Annotated in this window: 11 protein-coding genes; 1 reads left to right on the plus strand and 10 read right to left on the minus strand. The window is 74.1% G+C overall.

Going from position 1 to position 21369, the window contains the following annotated elements; genetic code table 11:
- Positions 1-103: 103 nt before the first annotated feature.
- Positions 104-5629 (plus strand): DUF4157 domain-containing protein, encoded by a 5526-nt coding sequence (locus ASC77_RS11525; RefSeq protein WP_056152453.1) that lies wholly within the window; start codon positions 104-106, stop codon positions 5627-5629.
- A 24-nt stretch (positions 5630-5653) separates the two neighbouring features.
- Here ASC77_RS11525 and ASC77_RS11530 read toward each other — a convergent pair whose 3' ends face one another.
- Genes ASC77_RS11530 through ASC77_RS11575 form a run of 10 tightly spaced genes read right to left on the minus strand, consistent with a single transcriptional unit; the run spans position 5654 to position 21368 of the window.
- Positions 5654-7579 carry an ATP-binding protein gene (locus ASC77_RS11530; protein WP_056152456.1) on the minus strand — a complete coding sequence of 642 codons (1926 nt, stop codon included), beginning with the start codon at positions 7577-7579 and terminating at the stop codon, positions 5654-5656.
- A complete protein-coding gene (locus tag ASC77_RS11535; protein ID WP_056152461.1) occupies positions 7576-9093 on the minus strand; it encodes a hypothetical protein in 1518 nt (505 codons plus the stop codon). Before ASC77_RS11535 ends, ASC77_RS11530 begins: the two co-directional genes overlap by 4 nt.
- Positions 9094-9100: 7 nt before the next feature.
- Positions 9101-10684 carry a hypothetical protein gene (locus ASC77_RS11540; protein WP_056152463.1) on the minus strand — a complete coding sequence of 528 codons (1584 nt, stop codon included), beginning with the start codon at positions 10682-10684 and terminating at the stop codon, positions 9101-9103.
- Positions 10681-12621 carry a hypothetical protein gene (locus tag ASC77_RS11545; protein ID WP_056152466.1) on the minus strand — a complete coding sequence of 647 codons (1941 nt, stop codon included), beginning with the start codon at positions 12619-12621 and terminating at the stop codon, positions 10681-10683. The genes ASC77_RS11540 and ASC77_RS11545 overlap by 4 nt, the downstream gene beginning before the upstream one ends.
- A gap of 23 nt (positions 12622-12644) precedes the next feature.
- Entirely contained in the window at positions 12645-15077 is a 2433-nt protein-coding gene (locus tag ASC77_RS11550; RefSeq protein WP_056152468.1) for a phage tail protein, read from the minus strand.
- Positions 15078-15084: 7 nt separating this feature from the next.
- Positions 15085-17547 carry a putative baseplate assembly protein gene (locus ASC77_RS11555; protein ID WP_056152471.1) on the minus strand — a complete coding sequence of 821 codons (2463 nt, stop codon included), beginning with the start codon at positions 17545-17547 and terminating at the stop codon, positions 15085-15087.
- Positions 17544-17960, minus strand: a complete 417-nt coding sequence (locus tag ASC77_RS11560) for a GPW/gp25 family protein (RefSeq protein WP_056152474.1) — start codon at positions 17958-17960, stop codon at positions 17544-17546. The genes ASC77_RS11555 and ASC77_RS11560 overlap by 4 nt, the downstream gene beginning before the upstream one ends.
- A complete protein-coding gene (locus tag ASC77_RS11565; protein ID WP_235547593.1) occupies positions 17957-19600 on the minus strand; it encodes a hypothetical protein in 1644 nt (547 codons plus the stop codon). The genes ASC77_RS11560 and ASC77_RS11565 overlap by 4 nt, the downstream gene beginning before the upstream one ends.
- Positions 19597-20298 (minus strand): phage baseplate assembly protein V, encoded by a 702-nt coding sequence (locus ASC77_RS11570; RefSeq protein WP_200944960.1) that lies wholly within the window; start codon positions 20296-20298, stop codon positions 19597-19599. Before ASC77_RS11570 ends, ASC77_RS11565 begins: the two co-directional genes overlap by 4 nt.
- A complete protein-coding gene (locus ASC77_RS11575; protein ID WP_056152477.1) occupies positions 20295-21368 on the minus strand; it encodes a phage late control D family protein in 1074 nt (357 codons plus the stop codon). The genes ASC77_RS11570 and ASC77_RS11575 overlap by 4 nt, the downstream gene beginning before the upstream one ends.
- Between the last annotated feature and the right edge of the window lies 1 nt (position 21369).

Genomic DNA, 21369 nt, shown 5'->3' on the forward strand with positions numbered 1-21369 from the left:
GCTGACGGGGGTGCGGCGTCACCGGAGCGTCACCGCGGCGTCACGGTCCGCGAGGAGCGGCGACGGTGACGCGGCCGTGACTCCCGTTCGGGAGGGTGGCGCGGTGTCGTCCGAGCACGCGACGGTGGAGACGACCACCGTGCCCGCGGTCGAGGCCGTGCCCGACCGGGTGGTCCCGTCTGCCCCGGTGTCGACGGTCGCCGATCTGCAGGTGGCGCCGGCGTGGTCGCGCGAGGAGGACCGCCTCGTCACCGACCCGGACGGCCCGGACGAGCGACGGGCGGACGCGGTCGCGGAGGCCCTGATCGCCGCCGCGCCGCCGTCCGACCGACCGGACGGCGACGTGCCGCCCGAGACCCCGGGCGCCGGCGTACCCCTGCCGCCGAGGCTGCGGGCGTGGGCGGAGCGCGTCACGACGGCCGACCTCCACGACGTGCGCCTGCACCGCTCGCCCGCCCACGAGCGGACCGCAGACCTGCTCGGCGCCCGGGCCTTCACCCGAGGCCGCGACGTCGTCCTCGGCGCGGGTACGGCGCCGCTGTCGACGCGCGCCGGACTCGCCACGCTGGCCCACGAGCTCGGGCACGTCGTCGCTCCGCCGCGGGGCGGCCGGATCGGACGCCAGCAGGTCCCGGACCAGAAGGCCGAACCGGCACCGCCGCCCGACACCGAGAACTGGTGGCGGATGCGGGTTCCGCCGCAGTCCCTCGACGGCGTCCTCGCGTTGATCCCCGACCTCGCCGACGAGCTGCTCAGCACCAGCTGGGACGAGGCGGCGATGGCGACCTGGACGGAGAAGCAGCTCGACGCCGGCGCCCCCACCAAGGTGCTCACCCCCGAGACGTTCGTCGTGGCGACGGCCGAGCACTATGTCGCGGCCACCAGCAAGGGCGTGGTGACCGGGGTGACCGACCGCACCTCCGCGGCGGCCCCGGGCTCGCTGTCCAACGAGTTCCTCTACGACCTGTCGAGCGGGTGGACCTGGGTGATGGGCACCCACAAGGAGCCGGGCAAGCCGGAGGGCGGCCAGCTCCGGAAGGGCCAGAAGGCCCCGCCCGACGCGGACGCCACGCCCGGCAAGAGCTACTTCGTCGTGGCGATCCCGGACGTGCACCTCACGGCCGAGCAGCTCAAGAAGCTGCAGCAGCAGGCGAAGGTCGCCGCCGCCAAGGCGGCCGGGCCGCCCGGCTGGTCCAAGGACCAGGTCGCCAAGCTGCGCAAGCGCAGGGCGACGGCCGACAAGGAGGGCGCGGGCGGCCTCGGCAAGAAGGGCACCGGGGAGGGCGGCGGCGGGGAGGCCGACCAGGGCGACAAGGACGGCGGCACCGGGCAGGAGGGCACCACGGACACGCCGCCCCCGTTGCGGGGTCCGGCGAAGCTCGACGTGTTCGTCGGCGGCGACGGCGAGCCCGTGCTCCAGGTGACCGTCGACCGGGCCCGGACGTACGTCGGGCTCAAGGAGGGGGAGACGGACGAGCACCTCGAGGCGAGGGTCGACAAGGCCGTCAAGGACCTGCAGGCCTCGCGGGACCCGGCCAACAGCCTCGCCGTGGCGAAGGGCGTGACCGGCTTCGTGCAGCCGAAGGGGAGCACGGACGGCGTCGCGCAGACGGGGGACGCCGCCGGCAAGCAGGCCGGGAGCACCGAGCTGAAGACCACGCCCGGTGAGCAGAAGGACGCGGCCAAGGGTGGGATCGCGAACGCGCCCGAGTACCCGTCGAAGATGGAGCTGAGCGGGCGTGACCCGCAGTTCGCGCCGACCACCGTGCGCGGGGCGACCAACGAGTTCACGATGACGCTCGACTACGCCGCCCGGTCGATCAGCATGCAGGACGAGGTGTTCAACCGACTCCAGGACATCCAGTTCTACTGGGAGATCATCGAGGTCACGAACCTCAAGGCGCCGGCCAACGCACCGCTCATGTCGCAGGAGGACGCGGAGAAGAAGGCGCCCGCGACGAAGCTCGGCGCCGGTGAGGAGAAGGGCCGCTCGGACGCCCTGAAGACCAACCTCGCGCGGGACATGAACGCGATCGCCGAGGACCAGCAGAAGGACATCGCGAAGATGTCCTCGGAGAACTGGTCGTGGGAGGCGCGGGCGGCGTACCTCGGCGTCATCGGCATCTCGAACACCGTCCGGGTGCTCGGCTCGATCATCGGCAGCTTCATCGACACCCTCACCCAGCCCCTGAACGCCCGGTCGCTGGGCTTCGACCACGACGGCGACTACATCGTCCGGTGCGTCGCGACCCCGCTGGTCTCCGACAAGGCGCGGGCGGATCCGGACCACTACGTCATCCGCAAGTCCAGCGTCGCGGTGATGCCGATCCGGGTGCAGGCGATCAACGCCCGCGCCACCGAGGCCGTCGGTCGGGAGGAGGCGGACCTCCACGCCAAGGAGGCGGCGCTCGCCGAGGCGCAGGGCTCCGGCAGCGAGACCAAGAAGAAGCAGGCGCAGGCCGACCTGGACGCCGTACGGGAGGCGAGCAGGCGCGGGGGCCTGGACACGTTCACGGCGCGGGTCGCCTACGTGCGCGAGCAGGTGACCGCCGCCCGCGCGCTCAAGGCGCACCGCGAGGCGCACGCGGACGTGAAGGAGTGGTCCGACGCCGAGGTCGGGCTGGCCATCCGGCTGTACGGGCAGAACCTCAAGCTCGACGCCTACCTCGCCCAGATGGAGCACGCCCTCGAGTCGATGACCAAGGACGACCACGAGGAGTGGGTCGGCAAGAAGGCGGGCCAGTTCAAGGAGGTCGGTGGCAAGCGCGAGTTCCGCCCGCGGATGGTGCTCGCGAGCGAGGAGACCGGTCAGGTCTCCGAGCTGCTGTGCATGCTCGGCCAGCTCTCGCCGGGACCGGATGCGCCGTGGCGCTGGGCCCTGGTCGACATCACGTCACCGGGCACCCGCAACATCTACGAGGGGTCCAGCTCGCTCCCCGGAGCCGCCGGGCGGAGCGCCGCGATCCGCGACGCCTTCCGCAACTTCGCCGAGAACGCGGACTACGGGCGCGGCACCCTGGCGATCCGGATGCCCCAGGAGCTGATCGACGCCGTCGGTGCGGTCGACGTCGAGGCGACGATGCGCTCCGCCCCGGGAGACTGGAAGCGCGTCACCCGACGTCTCGCCGACCTCGCGCGGGTGGCCGGGGCGCTGGCGCTCGTCCTCACCGGACCCGCCGCGATCGTCGTGGGTGCGATCGCCGGCGTGGCCGGCGCGGTCGTCTCCGTCGACGCGCTGATGAAGAGATCGGCCACCGGCCATCTCCTGGAGGGCGGGACGCTCTTCGACATCCTCGGGGTGATCGGTGGCGTGGCCTCGGTCGTCAGCCTCGGCACGATGCTGACGGCCGACGCCGTGAACGCGGCGGTGCAGGCGAAGACGCTCTCGGGCGGCGTCAAGGAGCTGCCGAAGTGGGTCCGCAACGTGCAGATGATCGACCGGGTCGTGCACATCCAGGGACAGGTCGCCGGCGTGCTGACCCTGATGAAGATCCCGTACGACCTGGTCAAGGAGTGGGGTGAGATCGACGCCAGCGACGCCAGCGAGGGGCAGAAGAGCTCGCGGAAGATGCGCGCCCTGCTGCACGCACTCGAGTCGGGCAGCGTCACGGTGGTCGGGATGGCCGGCGGCCTCGGCGGCCGTGAGCCGGCGGGTCGTCCGAAGGGCGAGCCGGAGGTGCAGGGCCCGAAGGCGGGGGAGCCGGCACCGAAGACGGGGGAGCCGGCGCCGAAGACGGGGGAGCCGCCCGCCGCCAAGCCGGCGGCCGACGAGCCGGCGCCGATCGCCGACGTCGACGCGGTGGCCGCCGCCAAGACACTGGCGGCGAAGCGGCTCGCGGAGGCCGCGCAGGCCGAGCGCGAGGTGGTCGCGGGCAAGGACGAGGAGGTCCTGCCCGACGAGCAGGGCCGCACCGCGCGCGGGACCTCGAAGGGCACCCCGGAGCCGCAGGCCGAGGCGAACGGCGACAAGAACACCACCGGCCGCGACGAGGTCCTCGCGCTGCTGGAGGCTCGGGTCGGCCAGTCGCCGAAGACGCCCGCCGCCGATCCGGTCCCGCCCAAGCCCGGGGAGTACGGCGCGCCCACCAAGTCCGCGGCGGACGCGGTGGCGCAGTACGACAAGGGGGTCGCGGCCGTCGGCGGCAAGCGCGAGGTCGGGCTGTTCTACAACCCCAACACCGGCGAGTTCCAGATCATGATCGGCAGCGAGCACGCCGTACGGTCCCCGCAGGGCGACGGGTGGCAGGCGCTGATCCACCTGCACCCGAACCCGGAGAACATCGTCACGTTCCGGCTGCCGGCACCGGCCGACATCGAGGGTTCCGTGATGGCCGCGATGCGCGGCGGCGGCCACGTCGAGTACGTCCAGTCCACCCTCCCCGACGGCACCACGATGCTCACGAAGGTGACGGTGACGACCAAGCCGCTGAAGATCCTCGTCGAGATGCCGGCGCGCCACGGTGAGCCGCCGCGGGTCATCGAGGCGACCAGCCCCCAGGACTACGCGAACAAGTACGGCGCGGACACGACGTTCCTGGACCCGACCAGCGACGCCTACAAGTGGGTGATGAACGACCTGGACGCGTTCTACGCCGCGAAGGCCAAGGACGAGGGCCGCACCGCGCGCGGCACGGTCGGCGGGGCACCCAAGCCGGCCGCGACCGCTGCCGAGACGCGCAGCGCCAGCCAGGAGGCGCTGGACCGGACCCAGCGCCAGCTCGAGACCCTGCGCGACCGGGCCACCGACCCGCGGGAGAAGGGGGTCTACGAGAGCGACCTTGCCGACCTGGCCAAGCTCCGCGAGGAGCTCGCGAAGGGCGACGACATCACCGAGCGCCTCGCGAACCTGGACGAGACGCTGGCCGGGCACAACGAGGCCTTCGCGCCGGTGAAGGTCAGCGACATCCGTGCCCTGGCCCTCCGTGCGACCAAGGCCGCGACGAAGACGAAGAAGGCGGCGCTGAAGGCCGAGCTGATGCGGATCGCCAACGAGGCCACGGCTCTCGCGGACGCGCTGGACGCCGGGAAGAAGCCCAAGGCCGACCCGCGCGAGACCCTCGCCAACCTGCGCCGCCAGGAGCTGGTCGCCGACGCGCAGGACTACTCGGTCGTGATCGACCTCAGCGACGCGGTCCTGCGCAAGGAGGTCCGGGACTGGATCGAGTCGAAGGCCGCGAAGCTCAAGGACGACCCGGTCGGACAGCTGCTCCTCGAGAAGATCCTCGAGCACGTCGACAACGCCGACGCGCTCACCCTCCAGCAGTCCCCGCGCTCCTCCGGCAAGGGCGCGGCGGACACCGCCTCGATGCGCGCGGCCATCCTCGAGGCCGTGAAGGCGGGGCTGTTCCCCGCGGAGTACGTCGGCGCCTTCGACCAGGGCGTCAAGAACGCCGAGCGCCTCGGCCACGACGACGGCTGGCCGCGGGACTCCGCCGGCCGGGCCTGGGAGGTCGACCACGTCGCCGAGCTCTGGCTCGGCGGTGGCGACGACATCTCCAACTACATGGCGCTCCCCGAGAGCCTGCACGACCTGAAGTCGCGGGTGTTCGCCGAGTTCATGGGCAGGTTCCGCAGCCGCCGGGTGGTGGGCGACCAGGTCGACATCCGGTCGACCGGCGGGGTCAAGTGAGGCGTCCGGCGCCGCTCGGAGCCCTCACCAGGTCGGCGTCGACCGGCGAGGTGCGGAGGTGGGGGTGAGGCCCTCGAGGGGATAGGTGGCGCCGGTGCGCCGGTACTCGCGGCGTACGGCGTCGAGAAGGTCGGCGGAGCAGACGGGCTCCTCGCGGTCGAGGGCGAGCAGCAGGGCGTGGAGGGCGGCGTTGCGGATCTGGCCGCCGGTGAGCGGGCAGCGCCGGGAGACCTCGGTCAGCAGGTCGGCGGGGACCTCGTGCTCGAGGGGGAGGTGCTCGCTCCAGATCTGCCAGCGCTGCTCGGCGTCGGGCGGCACGAAGTCGACGGTGACGTCGATGCGACGCAGGAACGCCGGGTCGATCCGGCCGGCGGCGTTGCTGGTGACGATCACGATGCCGTCGAAGGTCTCGAGGCGCTGGAGGAGGAAGTTCGTCTCCAGGTTGGCGTAGCGGTCGTTGGCGTTCGACACGTCGGTGCGCCGGGCCATCAGGGCGTCGCCCTCGTCGAGCAGCAGCAGCACGTCGAGCTCCTCGGCGCGGCTGAGCACCCGGTCGAGGTTGCGCTCCGTCTCGCCGATGTACTTGTTGACGACGGCCGCGAGGTCGACCCGGTAGAGGTCGAGGTCGAGGACGGCGGCGAGGTGCCGCGCCGTCAGGGTCTTGCCAGTGCCGCTCGGCCCGGCGAAGAGGGCGCGCACCCCGCGGTTGAGCCCGCCGTGGCCGCCGGCGGAGTGCAGGACCAGGTGCTCGCGGTGCCGGCAGCGGCTCAGCAGGGTGTCCAGCTCGGCGCCGGCCGAGGGCGTCAGCACCGGTCCGCCCGCGAGCTCGAGCGGGTCGAGCCGGGTCGCCAGGGTGTCGAGCTCCTGGCGGCGCATCGTGCGGGTCGCGGCACGTACGTCGGCGGTGCCGATCCCGTCGCGACCGGCGGCCCGGGCGTTGAGGGCGGCGAGCGGCGCGGCGCGCAGGATGTTGCCGGGCGGCAGCAGGAACCGCTCGACGATCTCGTCGAGGTCGTCGGCCCGGTCGTCCAGCCCGGCCGTGCCCCACAGCAGCCGTCGGTCGTCGGGACCGACGGCGTCGAGCGTGATCGCGAGGACCCGGGCCAGCTGGGGACCGGCGACGCTGCCGGTGCGCCCGCACACGACGCCCAGCGGACCGGCGAGGCCCGGAAGGGCGGGCACCGTGACCGTCTCGCCGGGACCCGGCGTGCAGCGCAGCACCGGGAGGACGTCGGCCACCGAGGCGAGCGCCGCGAAGACCTGCCAGGCGGGGTCGGCGACGTCGCCGTCGTACTGGAGCACGTCCTGGCCCGACTCGGCGGCGACGCTGCCGAGCACGGAGGTCCGACCGGAGCCGCTCATGCCGCGCACCAGGACGGCGCTCAGCCGGTCCTCGGCGATCAGGTCGGGCAGGCTGGCGACCGCGCCGGCGGCGCCTGGGGACAGGGCGAGCTCGTCGGGCTTGGGGAAGTCGGAGCGCAGGGTGACCTGCGGCGGCAGCGACGCCGGCTGCACCCGGCCGGTGCTCACCAGGTCCCAGACCGGGACCGGCACCCGCAGCACCCACTCGGACCGCGGGTCCGTGGGGTTGTCGACGGACAGCAGCCCGCGCCGGACCAGATCGTGGCAGAGCGCCGTCAGCTCGGCGGGCGTCTCGTCGGGCTCGCAGAGCAGCCAGGCCAGCAGCCCGATGCAGGGACGGCGGGCGGCGAGGGGCTCCTGCAGGGACGCGAAGAGCGCACCGAACCGGATGTCCTCCTCGATCAGGCCGGCGGCGACGACGAGCCGCGCCTCCACGTCGGTGAGGCGGCCCAGCCCGACCGGCTCGCCCTCGGGCGCCGCGGGGACCTGCTCGGCGAGCCAGCCGCCTGCCGACCCGAGGTAGCCGCTGGCGTCGAGCCGTCGCACGATCGCGGCGACGACGCCGGCCCGGACGGCGTCGGCGCTCACGTCGCGTCCTCGAAGTGGAAGAGCACGATCCGACCGAGCGCGGGCACCCACCCGGGGTCCTGGTCGAGGCCGGTCGCCCGGACGCGTACGTCGGCCTGGTCGAGGAGCAGCAGCACGTCGACGTGGGTCCGCGAGACCAGCACCCGGCCCGGCTGGAGGAACGCCTCGGCCCCGACCCCGTGCCGGTGCAGCAGAGCCCGGACCGGACGGGTCGCGGCACCCAGGCGCACCGGTGTCGGTACGTCGGGCTCACGGCCGTCGAGCGTGGCCAGCAGCGGCAGCAGCGGGTCCTGCAGCAGCTCGCGACGCCGGGCCGCGGGCACCTGGCGCAGCAGCCACCGCCCCAGTGCCTCGACGACGGCCCAGCCGGTGCCGGGCCGCGGCGGTGCCCGGTCGAGCACGGGCAGCAGGTTCACGGCGTAGAGCAGCGACGCGAGCCCGGTGGGCACGGCCGGACCGCTGGCCTGCCAGGGATGGTGCTGCCACGGGGGCGGCTCGCCGTCGTCGGGGCCGGATCCCGGGACGGGTCGACCTGCGGCCGGGCGGGCACGCAGCGGCACCACCTCGCCCGGCGCTCGCGGGGTCCGGTCCGGGCGGTCGGGGTCGTCGGGGCGGTCCTCGGCCGCGGCCGCCGGGCGTCGCGCCGCCCCGGCGGCCCGCGCCACCGGGGCTGCGGCGGCGCCGGGGGCGTCGGCCACGGCCGCGACGAGGTGGAGCGTGGGCGGCTCCGCGACGTCGTACGTCGGGGGCGGTGGGCGCTCCTCGGCTGGCGGCTCGGGCGAGGGCCGCGACGCCGGGGTGGTCGGCGCCTCGAGCAGCAGCGCGGTCTCGAGCAGGGCACGCGCCTCGGGGTGCAGCCGGGCGACGGCGGCGTCCACGGGCGCCGGCCCGGTCGCCGCCCGGGCACGAACGGTCGCTGGATGCACCGCCCCCCGAGCGTCGGGCGCGGCTGCCGCCGGGTCGGCCGGGGTCCGGCCGACGGGGGGCGCCATGCCGTGCTCGGCGAGCACCGCGCGGCGTACCCGGGTCGCGGCGACCGGGTCGAGCAGGGCGACCGCCGCGGCGGCCCGCGCGGGGGTGACGCGGTGCAGCGCCGCTACGGCCGCCGGCACCCAGCGTGCGTCGCGCAGCCAGGCGGTCTCCAGGACCTCGGCGTCCGAGCCCGCGGCCCGGCGCACCCGGCCCCGCCACCACCAGTGCTCGCGCGCCCGTCCGCGGGCCAGGTCGTCGCTCAGGCACACCAGCAGCTCGACCTCATCCGCGAACCACACGGCCGACGCACCCGGGGGGACCGGCTCGAGCGCGGGACGCCGGGCGGTACGCCGGAGCGTCTCGACCCGGTCCCGGCCGGCCGAGTCGGAGCCCGGGAGGACCTCGAGGTGCCGGATCACCAGGAGGCCCGGCTCGTCGGGCAGGCGCTCGGCGAGCCGGGTGGCCTCGGCGCGCGCATCGACCGGCCGACCGGACCGCCGCTGGGGCACCCGGGCGACGCCGATCCGCAGCTGCGCCGTCATCGCCGGCTCACCGCAGGAAGGAGGACAGCGGGTAGGGGATCGCCGGTGGCTCGCTGCCGAGGGCCCACTGGATGTTGCTGGTGAAGACGACGTAGAGGTTCGAGCGCGACAGCCCGACCTCGGCGCGCTTCTTCTTCGCGGCCTGACGGCGCGCCTTGGTCGCGTACGCGGCCGAGAGAAGGTTGGGCAGCACGTAGTAATAGGTGATCGGCGACTGCCGGATCCGGTGCAGTCGGTTCGGGTCGACGTGCGTCTGCATCCCGGGCACCTCGTCGATGTCGTCGTCCACGACGTCCTGCGAGGTCGAGACCGGGGGTCGTCGCCAGGACTGCTCCAGCGCCCACTCGGCCAGCTCCCAGTCGACGAAGCCGCCGAGCCGGGCCAGTGGCCCGAAGAACTCCTCGGGGTCGTAGCCGTAGCCGACCGACGACTCCGCGACCTCGCCGAGCGCGCTGTAGACCTTGCTGGTGCCGGTCCCGGTCGCGGCGGCGGACTCGGCCTCCTCCGGAGCGCCGACGAAACGCTTGGCCCACTCGCCCGCGAGCTCCTCGGTGACCTGCTCCTCCTCGGTGTGCTCCGCCCCCTTCCGCTCCTCGGTCCGGGCACTGCGGTAGGCGCGCTCGGCCATCTGGGCGAACTGCTGGTTGGCCACCGGCAGGAACCCCACCGGCGGTAGCAGCCCGAAGTGGTCGGGCGCCACCGCGGAGCCCGCGAGCCCGCGCGAGACCAGCTCCTCGGCCTGGTCCTGGAACTGGAGGAACCGGGCCTCGCCGTCGGCCAGCCGCCGGTCGGAGACCGTGACCGCCCAGCTCGACGGCACCGGACGGGGGTCGCTCACCCGTCGCCGGGCGGCCCAGTTGTCGAGGTCCGCGATGCTCGAGCCGTCCCAGGAGAAGGCCGCCAGCGGCACGTCGTACGGCGTCAGGTCGGCCGCGCTGAGCTCGTCGAACCCGGTCCAGGCCGTCGGGAAGCCGAACGGGTCGGCGCCGAGCGCGTCGAGCTGCTCGGTCCCGTAGCACCAGTGCGCGACCAGGTTGCGCCGGTTGCCGGAGGTCAGCTGCTCGCCCGCGACGTACGCCGGCACCGGCAGCGCGACGGCACGGAACTCGACGCCCTCCACCTGCCAGCGTGCGGCGCAGCCCGGCGACTCTGCGCCCGTGGGCGGGCCGGCGGTCGGCGCGCGGCCGTCCAGCCGGCAGGCCGGCCGGGCGACGAGGAGCAGGATCCCGGCGGCGAGGTCGGTGCCCTGGCCGTCGGTGGCGTCGGGGGTGCAGCAGGAGAAGTCGGAGCGGTCCACCATGGCGGCCGTCGTGACGAAGGTGAGCTGGAGGGTGACCGGCCTGGCCACCACCACCGGCTCGCCGGCCGCGCTCATCGCGAGCCCGGCGTCGACGCTGAGCGTCGTCTGGCTGCCGCTCACCCACAGGCCGCGGACCACCCCCGCACCCGCGGTCTCGCCGACGCGCTGGTCGCGGGTGCGCAGGCTGGCCTGCCCGGTCGCGAGGTCCTCGGCCACCAGGACGCGCCCGTTGACGTAGTTGGGCAGCAGCGCGCCGTCGGTGTAGTCGGCGCCGACGAGCTGGCTGGTCATCGCGGGTTCCTGCGCAGCGGGCTCAGCCGGCGGGTCCCGCGGTCGACCACCTTGTCGAACGGCGTGAGCGTCGGCAGCGGCGCGCCCTCGACGGCGCCGGGGTTGCGGACGAACGCGACGACCTCGTTGGCCTCGGGGTCCCACCCCTCGAAGTTGGCGGGCGCCTTCGCGATCCAGTCCTGCAGGCTCAGCTCGTCGCCGGAGTCGAGCCGCACCGTGAAGCGGTCGGCGAGGAAGACCAGCCGGAGGTAGACGGGCCGGCGGTCGTCGTCGTACGGCGCCTCCTGGGTCATCCGCCAGACGTTGCCGGTCCACGGCGACGGGCCGGTGAGCTGCACCTTGAGCTCGTCGCCCGTGGTGTCGTCGAAGACCCGGAAGACCGGCAGCGCGGCGACCGCCGTCTCCCCGATCCGGCCGCGGGGCTGGAGGTGGAACCAGAGCTCGGTCCACAGCAGGCCGTCGTTGTACTCCGAGAGCAGCGTGACGAACTCGGTGCTGGGCACGGTCTCCGCGGGTGGCGGTGGCGGTGGGTCCGGGATCACCACGGGCCGGCGGACGATCCCGTAGGCGACCACCTCGGTGTCGGTGCAGTCGACCAGCGCGGTGTCCGCGGCCTCCGCCAGGTCGCGCAGCGTGCCGGTGCCGCCCACCTCGACCAGGTCGAGCGGCAGGTGGACCGCGATCTGGAGTCCCTCGCGGTCCGCGACGCCCTGGTCGGGCCCGGTCAGCGTCCACCGGTCCGAGATGCCCGCCACGGGCGACGACGCCGCCGTCGTGAAGTCCCACGTGCCGCCGTCCTCGTCGGTGACCGTGACGGTGTCGGGCAGCCCGACGCCCCCCTCGACGTGGAACCACGCGTCGACGACGGTGAGACCGGACTCGCCGAGCGTCGCCGTCAGGGTCGCGACCGTGGTCGGGTCGGGTGCGATCGCGGCCGAGCCGCCGAGGTGGCGCAGCTCCTGGACGAGCTGGGTGCCGAGCAGGTAGGGGCGACCGCTCTCGTCCGGCGCGTCGCAGGCGACGATCTCCGGCGCCGCCGGGTCGAACGGCGCGGCGGGCACGAACGTGATCGCGGCCAGCAGGATCGCCGCCGACGGGTCGGCGCCGCCGGGGTCGCCGGTGGCCGGGAGGTCGACCAGGTCGAGGGACAGCTCGGGCCGGACCCGGGTCACCCAGACGGTGAAGATCCGGTCGAGCGCGTCGGCCGCCTCCTCGGCGGGCAGCCGCCAAGCAGGGGTGGACGGGTCGAGCTCAGGGTCGAGGTCGTCCGGCCCGTCGGCGGCCCGGTCGACGAGGTCGAGCACGGCGGCCGTGATGACCTCCTCGTCCGAGTCGGTGGGGGAGAGGCCAGTGACCACCTGGACGCCGGCGAGCAGGCGGGCCAGGCGGCGGTCGCTGTCCCAGCGCACCGAGGCCGGGCGGTCCCAGGTCAGGTCGATGTCCCAGGCGTCCCGGATCCGCGACGGCACCATCGACTGCTCGCTGCTGCTGCACGGCTGCCCGGGCACGGGGACCAGCGCGTCGAGGCACTCGGCGTACGACGCGGTGACGTAGACGGTGAGCTCGCCGGACGGGCCGAGGTGGCGGCCGATCACGCCGGGGTCGACCTGTTCCTGCACGCCGAGCCAGGCGCCGATCCGCGCGCACTGGTCGCAGCGGATCACGATCTCGCGACCCCACTGGTCGACCGCGATCCCGGTGCCGACGTGCACGGTGAAGTCCGCAGCGCCGTCGGTGGGCTCCACGGTGACGGCCAGTCCGGAGGCCGTGCCGTAGCCGTGCAACGCCCGGTCGTGGAGCCACCCGTGCGTGAGCCGGTGCAGCTGCTCCTGCAGGAACTCGTCGAGCCCCAGGACCATCCCGTAGGCGTAGTTGACCCGCAGGTCGGGGCTCAGCGTGCCGGTCGAGGGAGAGACGCAGCAGTCGGTGATGGTCATGGTGAACTCCTCGATGGATCTGGTCAGAGAGCGGGCAGGCCACCGATCCGGTCGCGGTCGGAGACCACGCGGTCGGCGATGTCGAAGGGATGGGCGTAGCCGAGGTAGCCGGCGGCGAGCCGGGTCCGGCCGGGGACCACGGCCTCGAAGAGCGGTGCCCGGCCGAGCTCGGTGTCGAGCCCGAGCCGGGCCTGGCCGACGACGAAGAGCTCGTCGTACGTCCGGAGCGCGAAGGCGGTGTGCGCCGGCCGCGCGGCGGCCACGATCCGGTCGACCATGGCCAGCTGGTCGGCCGTGAGGGTCGCCGGGACCAGCACGTCGAAGCGGTGCGCGGCGTCGCGGACCCGGGTCTCGGGGTCCGGGTCGGGGAGCGTCTCCGGTGCGCCGTACGCCGCGCCGCCGGTGTCGCGGGTCAGGAACCGCTCGACCACCCGGATCCCACCCGCGCCGGCGAGGGCGGACCGGAAGACTCGCTCGTCGAGGTCGGTCTCGAGGTAGGCGCGCAGGATCGCGACCACCCCGGCGACGGTGCCGCGGATCCGGTAGAAGCGGTCCACGTGGCCGACCAGGAAGCGCCGGCGCTGCTCGTCCCACTGGGGGTCCAGCGCGAGCCCGAACCATGCGGCCAGCCAGGGCAGGTCCCCGGCGAGCGCGGTGCGCGGGTCCAGCAGCAGGTGGGTGTGCTCGATCCGCTCCTCGATCGCGGTCAGCGTGCCCTCGGGGTTGGCGAGGAAGCGCTCGAGGAACCTGCCCGGGCCGTCGTTCTCGGCGTAGAACGCGGGGAGGTAGTGCTCGACGTACGAGAAGCGGGGGTACCACGCCCGCAGCGAGCGCAGGAGCGGCGTCGCGCGGCCGCCACCCGTGAGCGTGACCTCCAGCTGGACGTAGCGACCCGCGACCTGCTGGAGCAGCAGCTCGTGGGTGCCCATCCCGTCGGGCAGCGGCACCGGCGCGCGCGGGTCGCCGCGGCGGTCGGCCCACGGGTCGGCCCACGGCAGCTCCGACTCCGAGCGCAGGTACGGCGTCGGCTGGGCCAGCCACGGCTCGAGGGTGAGCAGCGTCGGGTCGTCGCAGGCCCGGGCGCGGACCGTGATCGAGGTGCCGGTCGGCACGTGGGCGTCGAGCAGCAGCCGGTGCCAGGTGCAGCCCGGGCGGCCGCTGTCGAACGTGTCGGACCCGAGCCCCGGCAGCGTCCCGAAGCCCACCGGTGTCGTGAGCGTCGCGGTCGCGGCGTAGCGGCGCTCGGCGAAGACCTGCACGGTGACCCAGCGCTCGCCGAAGTCGTACCAGAGCTCGCCGCCGCTGCGGACCAGGGCGCGGGCCGCCCAGCGGCGTAGCGGCAGGAACTCGTCACGGGCCACCAGGTCCCCGGTCGCGAGGTCGACCACGAACGCCACGACCTGGTCGCCGGCGCTGTCGGCGACGTACAGCAGCGGGGCGTCGAGGGGACCGCCCTCCGCGAGGTAGGCCAGGTCGTGCCCGAGGATCGAGTGCAGGAAGCCGGTGGCCGTGGGGTCCTCGGGGTCGACCACCTCGACGATGTCGGCCAGCGAGGTCTGCCAGCGCAGCACGTCGCCGTCGAAGCAGTAGACCGTGGACGCGCCCGCCACCGGGTCGGCGTCCAGGACCAGCACGCACCCGTCCGGGCCGGGCTCGACGGAGATCGGGTGCACGAGCTCGCCGTCCTCGTCGCGCAGCACCATCGGGGACGGGTCGACCGGTCCGGCGACGAGCAGCGGGTCGTCCGCGTCGTCGACCGAGGTGAACGCCGGGAGCCGGCTGGGCCGGACGCCGCGCAGGCGCAGGTGCTCGTCGAGACGCCAGTACGCCGAGGCCGCGCGGTCCAGCACCAGTGCGCCGCCGTCGTCGAGGTCGACCAGGTCCCAGGGCCGGAACGTGTCCGGCCAGAGCATCCGCAGCGGTGTGCCCCCGGCGAGCAGGTCGAAGACGAGCAGCCCGGCCTCGCCCGGTGCCGTGTAGCCGGCCAGCAGGTAGTGGTGCCCGGTGACGGTGAGGCCCGAGAGGCGCAGGTCGGACGGCGGGCAGGTGCAGCCGCCGGAGAAGGTGCCCGGCGCACCGTCCGCGCAGGTGCACGCGGCGAGCAGGTCGCCGGTCGACCACCAGGGCTCGGCCTCGCGTCGACCGGCGACGAGGCGGCGGATCGCCGTACGACCGGCGTCGATCCAGTACCAGTGGCCGTCCCGGCCCGCGCCGCGGCGGGCATCGGGGTCGAGCGGCTCGGTGCGCCCGGCCCGCCGGAAGAGCGGCGTGTCCCGGCGCAGCCGCAGCACGCGGCCGGCGTCGTCGTACTCCCAGCCGGTCGGCACGGACGACGGGACGCCGTCGGCGCCGTCCTCCCAGAGCTCACCGAGGGTGAGCCCGGACGCGACGTCGTCGCAGCGCGCCCAGTCGGGGCGGCCGTCGAGCAGGTGGAACTGCGATCCCTGGACGTCCATCGCGGCCTCAGCAGGTGTCCGGGACGACGGGGACGGGGACGGTCGAGGTGCTCACGGCCTGGCTGCCGGCGATCAGCGTCGCGGGATCGACAGCGGGCGGTGGTCCCACGAACACGGTGGCAGCCGGCAGCTGCAGGCCGGTGAGGGGTACGACGTCGACGGGCGAGACCACGGCACCCGCCGCGTCCTGCGTCGCCATCAGCACCGAGTCGACGTAGCGGACGCCGGGCACCCGCGTCGCGACCGCCTCGATGTCCTGGGCGCGCAGGCCGACGCCGAGGGGCCAGCCGGTCCCGCGGGCGTCCGGCTCACCGAGCAGGCCGTCGTCGCCGGGGCGCGCGGGCAGCCCGCCGGTGAGCGGCGACAGGAACGCGTCGATGGCCTGGGTGACCGCCTGCTCGACGATCGATGGGACCTGCCCGGGCAGCGTGACGATGCCGACCGAGACCCACACCGGCACGTAGACCGGGCCACGTACGTGCAGCTCGGTGGTGACGAGCCGGCGCGGGGCCAGCCACGCGCAGACCCGGTCCAGGAACTGGCGGTCCGGCTGCGGTGTCTTCGGCCGCACCGGGTCGGAGCGGGGGATCACCAGCACGGTGACCATGCCCGGCCAGTCGCGCTGGGCCGCCGAGGTGGGGGAGCCGCTCGCCTCCGGGTTGAAGAGCGGCAGCGTCTCGACCCGGCCGAGGTCGACCCCCGGCGTGCGCCGGGTGAGGTCGCGGAAGTCGTCGGTGGTGACGAGGCGGTCGCGGTGCCGCAGCCACCGGGTGATCGCCTCCTCGCCCTCGGCGACCGACTCGCCGGCGCTCGCGCCCCAGGTCGGCACCGGGTTGGCGACCGTGTAGCCGCCCGGCAGCGTGACGGCCTTGTCGATGCCGCCGATCGCCACCTGGCCCTGCGGGCCGCCGCCGTACCAGTACGACGCGCGGATGCCCGCCCCCCGCGGCGGCCGGAGCCCGGCCAGGCCGCTGCCGAAGGTGATCCGGCCGACGGCCAGGTCTACGGCGTACGCCCGCTCCTCGCGGCCGGCGGCGTAGATGTCGTCGATCTCGTGCCACGCCTCCCAGGTGCCGCCGATCTCCTGCACCTCGACGACCAGGCCGGACACCGCCGGGGTGCCCGGCAGGTCGCCGCTGACGACCGGGGTGTTGGCGATCGCCACGGTGTGGAAGGGCGTGCCGGGCGAGAGGCCGAGCTGCTCCTGGCGGACCTCGACGGCCTGCACGACGTGGGCCGCGTTCACCCCGACCCAGGTGATCCGCCCGGTGGGGGTCGCGGTGATCGTGCTGCTCGTCGGCAGGTCGGAGTCGCAGCCGCAGTCGCAGCCCGCCAGCGAGAGGTCGGTCGCGGGTGCCGCCTCGGCGACGCCCGACGGGTCGACGCCCGACGGGTCGGTGCCGGGGTCCGGCTCCGGCTCCGGCTCCGCCGACTCCGGCACGGGTGGGTAGCGCAACCGCACCCAGGTCACGACCCGGGAGGAGACGGCGGCGTCGTCGACGCGCGGCGGGTAGTCGCCGGTGCCCTCCTCCTCGGGGTCGAAGTCCCACAGCAGCAGCCGCTCGTAGGCCGGCAGCGTCACCTGGATCAGGCCGGGTGACTCCAGCACCGGCTCCGCCCAGGTCACCGGCAGCCGCGTGTAGCGGGCCGGCCCGACGCCGAGGCCGTCGCCGTCGAGGTCGTGCGGGTCGGCCGGGTCGGGCTCGGGGGCGGCGATCTCGACGACGAGCCCGGGGTCGACGTCGCCGGCGCGCGTGTGCAGCGGCGGCAGCACCTGGCCGGGGACCTCGGCCGCCGGGTAGACCCCGATCGACAGCGTCTGGCCGGCGATCGCGCGGCGTACGTCGGAGAGCGGAGCGCCCTTCGGCGCCAGCAGCGCCACCCACAGCGAGCGGTCGATGGTGCCCGTCAGGGCGTCGCCGAGGTCGACCACCGGGTCCGGTCGTCCGGGCGCCGGCGGGTCGAGCGCGACCGGCTTGTAGAAGGTGAGCACCTCGGTGTCGGTCGTGAGGAAGGTCTGGTAGAGCAGCTGGTACTGCTCCAGCGTCGCGTCGTCCAGCTGCTGCGGCTGCTTGTAGTAGGCCGCGGACGTCACCGGCAGCACGGCCAGCGGGCTGGTGGTCACGAACGGCACCCGGCCGGCGCGCACCTCGGTGCCGGCGTCCACCGCGAGCGGAGGCTGGAGCGGCCCCTTCTCGTTGGTGATCGTGACCAGGCCGAGACCGGGAGCCGGCGGCTGGAGAGAGATCCCCAGCATGGACAGGAACTTGAGCCGGTTGGCCTCGGGGATCCGGTTGCTGCGGTACAGCAGGTTGTCGGTGAGGAACGCGAAGAGCTCCAGGATCGTGACCCCGGGATCGCTCTCGTTGAGGTTGGTCCACTCGGGCGTGTGCACCGGGACCCGGGAGCGGGCCTCCTCCAGCAGCTGCGCGTAGGTGCGGTCGTCGAGGGAGGGGATCTCGATGGTCACGGCGTCTCCTCTGCTGACCCGCCGAGGGTCATCTGGAGCCGCTCGCGGGTGCCGGTGGCGACCAGCGTGTAGCTGATCACCACGTCCACGGCGCGGGCGTCGTCGGGGTTGAGGGTCGCGGTCACGTCGTCGAGGCGGACCCGCGGCTCCCACCGCGCGATCGCCTGCTGGACGTCCTCGCTGATCAGTCGCAGGGTCGCGACCGTGTTGGGCTCGTACAGGTAGCGGTCGAGGCCGCAGCCGTACGCCGGCATCTCGACCCGCTCGCCCGGCCGGGTGCGCAGGATCGTGCAGATGCACTCGCGCACGTTGAGCTCGCCGACCGACCAGACCACGCCGCCGTCCGGGCCCACGCGGGGTGGGAACGAGATGCCCTGGCCGTAGAGGCGCGGGTCGTTCGCGAGCGGGCTCATGGCGTGGGTCCGTTCGAGGACGACGGCGGCACCGGGATCGGGAAGCAGATCTTCAGGAAGGGCATCCACCAGAAGACGATGTTGAGCAGGATCAGGAAGATGAACATCACGATGAACGCGACCAGGAAGATGATCTGGAGCGAGAACGAGCAGATCCAGCCGAGCTGAAGACCCGGGTCGGCGCTGGGCGGGTCGCCCTTCATCATCTCGGGCGTGACCCGCGCGAGCATCCGCTGGAGCGACGGCGGCATCTCGATCGCGACGCCGCGCTTGGCCTTGCGCAGGCTGTTGAGGTCCGGCATCTGGAGGAGGATCTGACGGGCCGGGGCGTCCGGGTCGAGCGCGCGGGCCAGCTCGAAGTCGTGCGTCGGTGCGCTGAGCACCGGCCGGCACGGTGGGTGCTCGAAGACGGTGCGGATGATGTACGTCTGGCCGCTGCCGGTCGGGCTCCCGGCCACCGGCGCCGGCCGCTCCTTGATCATCCCGACCAGCTCCGGCGGCAGCTCGGCGTCGACCGGCGCCACGGCGAGGGCCGCCTGGGCGAGGTGGGCGAGGCTGCCGGCCGTCGGCGTGCTGCCCAGCCAGGTGCCGAGGTTGCTGGCGTTGCGCAGGTCGTAGCCGACCGCTGGGCCGGTGATGTCGTCGCCGTCGAGCAGTGCTCGGTAGGGGATGGTGTCCTTGATGGCCTGGCGCAGCGACACCGAGCCACCGCCGGTCAGGGGCACCGAGATGCCGTCGAGGCCGTCGAGCAGCGCGTCGTACGCGCCGGTCAGCGAGCTGCCGTTCTCGATCGCGTCGTGCACGGGCCGCAGGTGCTCGTCGAGCCAGTCGCCGAGCTCGAGGAGGAGGAAGAGCGAGCCGTAGGCGCCGTTCGGCGGCTGCGGCTTCGGGGGCGCGAGCCGCACCCACGGGTCGATCACCCGCGCGAACAGCCAGGACAGGATCGGGTCCGGCACCACCAGCCCGGCCGGCGGAGCGGCCCGCAGGGCGGCCAGGGCGCCGGCGGGGTCGGGCATCGGCCGCAGCGTCTGCTCGCCGATCGCGACGGGCACGTAGCCGACGAAGACGGTGCGCCCGATGCCGGTGTCGCGGTCCAGGCCGAGCGCGGCCGTGGTGCCGCCCGTCGAGTACGGCGCCACCGGCATCGGGTGCATGGGGTGCTGCTCCTCGCCGGCGACGAGGTCGGCGCCGGTGGCCGCGACCCAGTCGCCGCCTCCGGTCGCAGGCACGTAGGCGTGCTCGCTGCCGTCCGCCGCGATCCGGCGTACGACGAAGGTGGTGGCCTGGCCCGCGGTCGCGTCGACGGCGTGGTCGGGGATGCCGGGGCGGCGGCAGGCCAGCGTCGCGATGACCAGGTAGTAGCGCTCGCTCAGCGGCTGGAAGAGCCGGTAGGGACCGGTGGACCCGCCACCGGCGCGCGCCTCCGGCTCGAGAGTGGCGAGGTCGGCCGGCGTCCCGACGGTGCCGGCGAGCATCGCGGTGACGTCGTCCATGAACGAGTCCCGGGTGAGCTCCGCGATCCACGGCCTGGCCAGGCCCGAGGCGCCAGCGCCGACCGACAGGTCGTCCCAGACCGGGGCGGGCGCCAGCCACTGGAGCACCTCGGTGCGCCCGAGCGGGGCGATCGCGACGGCGGTCACCAGACGTTCCCGGCGCCGGGCGTGTAGCTGCTGCTGACCACGCTGTTGGTGATGAGGGTGTCGCACTGGACCACGCCGCTGAACTTCGACATCCCGGCGTCCACGGTGACCATGCCGGCGCTGACCTTCACGGTCGAGGCGTTGACCGTGACCTTCGCCGACGCCGTGACGGTGATGCCGGCCGACGCCATCTCGAGCGTGTTGCCGTTGCCGTCGTCGACGGTGACCTTCATGCCGGCGTCGTCGAGGGTGACGGTGCGCCCGCCGGGCGTGCTCAGCGTGAGCTTCACCGCGCCCTGGGTGTCGTCCATGGTGATCCGGATGTCCTCGCGCGAGACGATCGCTCGGATGTTGTTGTCGGAGTCCATCGACTGCGGGGTGGCGTCCTGGCCGTTCCACAGCGCGCCCACGACGTACGGGTGGTTGGGGTTGCCGCCCCCGAAGCCGACCAGCACCTCGTCCTCGGGCTCGGGCACGAACCAGGTGCCGCGGCTGTTGCCGGCCATCGTCGTCGCGAGCCGGGCCCAGGCCTCGTAGCGGCTGCCGCCCGTGTCGGGGCTCCAGGCCAGCCGCACCTTGACCCGGCCCTGCCCGTCCGGGTCCTGCACGTCGGTCACGACCGCCGTGTACATCCCGAACCAGCGGGCGTCCCGCGCCTGGTTGGCCGGGCCGAGGAGGTCGATCATCTCGGTCGTCACGAGGTGGCCCCGATCCCGGCGCGCTCGACGTCGAAGTCGGTGCGGTAGCCGTCGTGCACGTCGAAGTGGTGCCGGGTGCGGACGACGCGGTAGTCGCCGTTGAACGACGACCCGAGCCCGCTGAGCGTGACCCGCCCGCCGACCCGGAGCTCGGGGGTGCCGCCGGTGCGGCCGGAGCCGGTGACGAAGCGGCGGGCGCGCTCGAGGTACGCCGCCTTCGCGCGCGAACGCGCGTCGTCGCTGGTCAGCGGCTCGGTGACGACGAGGTGCTCGTGCCGCTCCGCGAAGGCCGCGGCCAGGACGTCGGAGCCGGAGCTGTCGCTGCCGAGCTCGGCCCCCAGGCCGCCGGAGTCGGCCGTCTCCTCGATGGTGTCCTTGTCGGCGACCGACCAGCCGGTGGCGACCACGTCCGTGACCTGGTGGGCGAGGTCCGCGCGCACGTCGAAGTGCAGCAGGCCGCCGCCGTACTCGAGCGACACGGAGCCGCCGTCGCGGTCGGCGCGGCCCTGCACGTGCAGGGTGCTGTCGTCGAGCCAGACCTCGCCGCCGTCGGCGAGCGCGAGCTGGCGCAGGAAGGCGAGGTCGGAGAGGTTGAGCTGGTTGACGACCACGCGCGTTGGTCCGGTGAGCGAGATGTCGGCGGTGAGGCCGTGGTCGGAGGCGAGCTGCTGGGCGACGTCGGCGGTGGAGACCTGGTCGAAGGTGCGGGTGCGCCTGCTCAGCCGCAGGTCCTGGAGCCCGTCCTCGGCACAGATGCCGAAGGTCGCGAGGCTGCCGGCGGGGTAGGCGGCCTCGAGCGCGCTGATCCGGCCCGTGAACACCCGGGTGCCGCCGTTGGGCCCGAACGAGACCTCGACCCGCGTGCCGAAGTCGAAGGTGGCGCGGTCGAGGTAGAGGTAGTCGATGCCGTTGCCGGTGAAGCCCCAGTTGTTCAGGCGGGCCTCCATCCAGCACAGGCCGTGCACGTCCTCCTCGACCGTGAGCGAGACGAGGTGCTGCATCGGCCCGGTCGCGAGCGACCCACCGACCCGCAGGGCCGGCGTGCTCGCGTAGAGCAGCGTGTCGGGCATG

The organism is Nocardioides sp. Root1257, assembly GCF_001425175.1.
Classification (GTDB): Bacteria; Actinomycetota; Actinomycetes; order Propionibacteriales; family Nocardioidaceae; genus Nocardioides.